Source organism: Flavobacterium sp., from assembly GCF_035456225.1.
Lineage (GTDB): Bacteria > Bacteroidota > Bacteroidia > Flavobacteriales > Flavobacteriaceae > Flavobacterium.
Genome location: NZ_DATIDM010000204.1, coordinates 1 through 3,666, shown reverse-complemented (window position 1 = coordinate 3,666; position 3,666 = coordinate 1). Strand labels below are relative to the sequence as shown.

Here is a 3,666-nt window from a genome sequence, read left to right as displayed (position 1 = left end):
GGTTGTGCACAAACAGGAACCGGAAAAACAGCCGCGTTCGCCATTCCGATTCTGAATCTTTTGCACCGTATTGTAGGTTCTTCCGATAAAGCAAAACGCATACGTACCCTTGTAGTTACCCCAACGCGTGAATTGGCTATTCAGGTAGCTGAAAGCTTTGACACGTATGGAAAATATACCAACATCAGATCGTTGGTGATTTTTGGAGGCGTAAATCAGACATCGCAAGTTGATCAATTAAAGAAAGGTGTTGACGTACTGGTAGCCACTCCAGGACGTTTATTGGATTTAAACAAACAGGGATTCATTGATTTGAACCACTTACATCATTTGGTTTTGGATGAAGCCGATCTTATGCTCGATATGGGATTCATCAATGATGTGAAAAAAATCATCAAACTTACACCGGATAACCGTCAGACATTATTGTTTTCTGCCACCATGCCAATTGCCATTCGTGAATTGGCTGACTCTTTCCTGACAAAACCGGAATACGTTTCCGTAACTCCTGTTTCCAGTACGGCAGAAAAGGTAAATCAGAAGGTTTACTTTGTAGAAAAAGAAGACAAACGAAAACTGTTATACGATATAATTGTAGGTGAAAAACTGGAAAGTGTATTGGTTTTCGTCCGTACAAAACACGGAGCGGACAATGTTGTAAAAGCGCTGAAGAAACAAAACATTCACGCAGAAGCCATTCACGGAGACAAATCGCAAAGTGCAAGACAACGTGTGTTGGAAAACTTTAAAAGAAACGAAACCACTGTTTTGGTGGCTACCGATATCGCCGCAAGGGGTATTGACATTGAAATGTTACCGTATGTAATCAATTTTGATTTGCCGAACATCCCGGAAACCTATGTACACCGAATTGGACGTACAGGGCGTGCCGGAAATACAGGCATGGCGATTTCATTTTGTGGAAAAGACGAAAAAACCTATTGGCAGGATATTGAAAAACTTACGCGCCAAAAAGTAAAAGTGGTAACCGATCATCCTTTCCCGTGGAATGAAGATGTAAAAAATCCGAATGCAAAACCTGATTTCAGAAATAAAAAGAAACCTGAAGGAGGAAACAAAAAATCGGAATCCAATTCCAGAAAATCCGAAGCTTCAAAGAAAAATAAAAAACGCTGGTATTAGAATTTTAATTGCGTACGCAGCAAAAAGGATCTTTATATTGCTTTTTCTGATGCAACTTTGTTCTGTAAAAGCTCAATCAATAACAGAATTCCGAAAACCAAAAAAATTTCTAATCCTCTAATTTTCAGATTGGAATTTAAAAAAACAACCGTGAAATTTAAATCATAAACTTCACGGTTGTTTTTTATTTTCTACTGCTATTTTTCTATTTCATTTTCGTTTTTTTAATTTCCTCCTTTTCATCCTTTTTATCCGTTTTATCGGAAAGAAGAACAATCATTCTGTATAAATGATTAGGTTCAAATGGTTTTACGATAACTTCATTCATTTTTGAAGCAACAACCTGTTCCATGATTTCCTGTTTATCAAAGGCTGTAACGGCAATTATTGGCGTATTGACTCCCATTTTCCTGATTTGTTTGGAAGTATCAAAACCATTGATTTTTGGCATATTGATATCCATTAAAATGACATCAAAAACTTCATTCTCCAGTATTTTTAACGCTTCAAAACCATCATCTACAATAACACTTTCGAAATGACGGATATCCAATATTTTTTTTGTCACAATTTGGTTGATCTTATTGTCTTCAACGACCAATATCCTGTAAGTGTGTTCTTCTGAAAAATCAACTTCGAGGTTTTTGAGTAAATTATTACGATGGTCTTCATCCGTATCAAAACCGATTGTAAATATCATTTGAGTACCAATACGTTCTTCACTCTCGCAATGAATCTCACTTCCAAATAAAGAAATCAACTGCTTAACTATGGACAATCCCAGACCAGTTCCCTGATAATCGTCTTCTTTTCGCTCAATCTGAACAAATTTTTCAAATATTTTTTTCTGATGCTCTTTTGCAATTCCGATTCCGTTATCGATAACTTTAAACGTGATAAAACTAAATGAAGCTTCATTTCTCTCTAACTTCGCACAAATTTTAACCTGACCGTCTTTAGTGAATTTCAGCGAGTTACTGACTAAATTCATGAAAATTTGTGACAATCGAACTTTATCAGTGATAATAAATTCCGGAATCGATTCGTCTACGTCCAACAACAGTTGATTGTTGTTTTTCACGGCCAAAAACTGCAAGCTGTCAACGATTGAATTTAATTCGTCTGAAAGATTGAAAATCGAATTCTCCAGAACAATTTTCTTTTCTTCGATTTTATATACCTGAAGAATATCGTTTACCAAAGACAATAAATATTTAGCAGAAAATTTCAGCGATTTAAGGTAAGTACTGTTTTTCAGTTCTTTATGTTCATCCGAAATCATGTCTGTGATCCCTACCACTCCATATAAAGGGGTACGAAGCTCATGAGTGATTGTTGAAATAAACTGGGATTTTAACAAAGACGCTTCCTCTGCCTGTTCTTTGGCAATCATCAGTTCTTCATTAGCCTCTTTTAATTTCCTGTTGGATTTCTTTTTGAGCTGATTATTTTTATAAAGTGTATACACCAACAACAACAAGATGAAAAAAATGAAAATAAACATTACAACTATCAGTCTGGTATGTTGCAACCGGCTCATCTGTTCGAGCTTTTCATTTTCAATCTTATCGATTTCCCTTTTGTATTCGTCCAATTCAATATGTGAACCGGCAAGATTCACTTCTTTGGTTCTGGCCAGATTATAAATTTTATGATCTAATACATTATGTTTCTCCAAATACAAATAAGCATTTTCATAATCTTTTATTTTCAGATAATATTTGGAAATATCTTCATACAGACTGGCAATATTGGCATCGAGGAATTCGACAGAATTATTCTCACTGACCTTTAATGCTTCTTTAAATGCCTTATCTGCTTCCGTGAATTTGTTTTTATGGGTATAATATGAACCAAATAATGATTTCATGGAGAGAGTAGCCTCCATTATATTGACCTTTTTGACAAGTGGTTCAACTTTTTTTAAATATGGATACCCGGCCTTGTAATCTTCCTTTCCAAAATAAGCCGATATGATATTCAGGTATGAAAATACAATTTCATTTGTATCTTTGATTTTCAGAGAATAAGCCAGTCCTTTTTTATTGTTTGAAATTCCCTTGGCGAAATCAATTTTTTGGTAACAGTATAAATTCCCGAGGTTATTATGAAGCCATCCCTTTAATGTATCGTTTTCAGTCTGGTTTGCAAATTTCAGTCCTTTGGAATAATAACCAATGGCTTTTTTATAATCTGAAAATTCTTCGAAGTTTAATCCGATAAGGTTATACGAACGTGCAATCAGCTGATTGTCTTCTATTTCATAAGCCGAATTCAATGCTTTTTTTGCATATGACAAAGACTCTTTACACTCTAAATTATTAAAATGCTCTCCGGCTTTAGACAAAAGATCTAAAATACTTTTACGTTTGACATTATCAGATTGGGCAATTGCCCCCTGAAAAGTCAGCAGTACAAGTAAAAGAAAGAATTTTAATATGTTTTTGTTCATCAAAGAATTTTAAAGTGTTAATTTAATAAACAAAAATCAAATAACACCAATAAAATATCATAAACAAAATA

General features: G+C 34.5%; 2 protein-coding genes. One reads left to right on the top strand and one right to left on the bottom strand.

Annotated elements, in window-relative coordinates; genetic code table 11:
• On the top strand, positions 1 to 1,143 hold a 1,143-nt coding region (locus VLB74_RS12180; RefSeq protein WP_325203732.1), incomplete at its 5' end, for a DEAD/DEAH box helicase.
• A 205-nt stretch (positions 1,144 to 1,348) separates the two neighbouring features.
• Here VLB74_RS12180 and VLB74_RS12175 read toward each other — a convergent pair.
• A complete protein-coding gene (locus VLB74_RS12175) occupies positions 1,349 to 3,595 on the bottom strand; it encodes an ATP-binding response regulator (RefSeq protein WP_325203731.1) in 2,247 nt (748 codons plus the stop codon).
• Positions 3,596 to 3,666 lie beyond the last annotated feature (71 nt).

What these genes read in the sequence shown, in the direction of transcription:
- VLB74_RS12175 (WP_325203731.1), bottom strand. Translation starts at nt 3,595, where the DNA reads ATGAACAAAAACATATTAAAATTCTTTCTTTTACTTGTACTGCTGACT.